The organism is Kitasatospora nipponensis, assembly GCF_039528135.1.
Taxonomy (GTDB): Bacteria; Actinomycetota; Actinomycetes; order Streptomycetales; family Streptomycetaceae; genus Kitasatospora; species Kitasatospora nipponensis.
Genome location: NZ_BAAALF010001214.1, coordinates 1 through 506, shown reverse-complemented (window position 1 = coordinate 506; position 506 = coordinate 1). Strand labels below are relative to the sequence as shown.

Here is a 506-nt window from a genome sequence, read left to right as displayed (position 1 = left end):
CCTTCTCGGTCAGCACCGCACCCGACATCAGCAGGCCGGTCTGCAGGCCGATCGTGGTCGACACGGGCAGCAGGGCGTTGCGCAGCACGTGACGTTTGCGCACGACCTGCGTCGTCAAGCCCTTCGAATCCGCCGTCCTGACGAAGTCCTCACCCTGCACATCCAGCACGGATGCACGCGTGATGCGGACGATCACCGCCAACGGAATACTCGCCAGCGCCACCGCGGGCAGGATGAGATGCAGCATCGCATCCCACGTGGCATCGAACTCTCCCGTCAGCAACCCGTCCAGCGTGGCGATACCGGTGACGCGGGTGGAGTCGATCAGCACGTCCTGTCTGCCGGACGGCGGCAGCAGCGACATCTCCTGCGTGAAGACGTACTTGAGCAGGAAGCCGAGGAAGAACACCGGCACGGCGACGCCGACGAGCGTGGTGACGACCGTGGCGTTGTCGAGGAATCTGCCGCGGAACCGCGCCGCGATGTAGCCCATCGGGATGCCGAAC

At 65.6% G+C, this 506-nt stretch carries 1 protein-coding gene; it reads right to left on the bottom strand.

Going from position 1 to position 506, the window contains the following annotated elements:
* Window positions 1–506: ABC transporter permease (locus ABD323_RS45725; RefSeq protein WP_344447814.1), on the bottom strand; the 506-nt coding region annotated here is incomplete at both ends.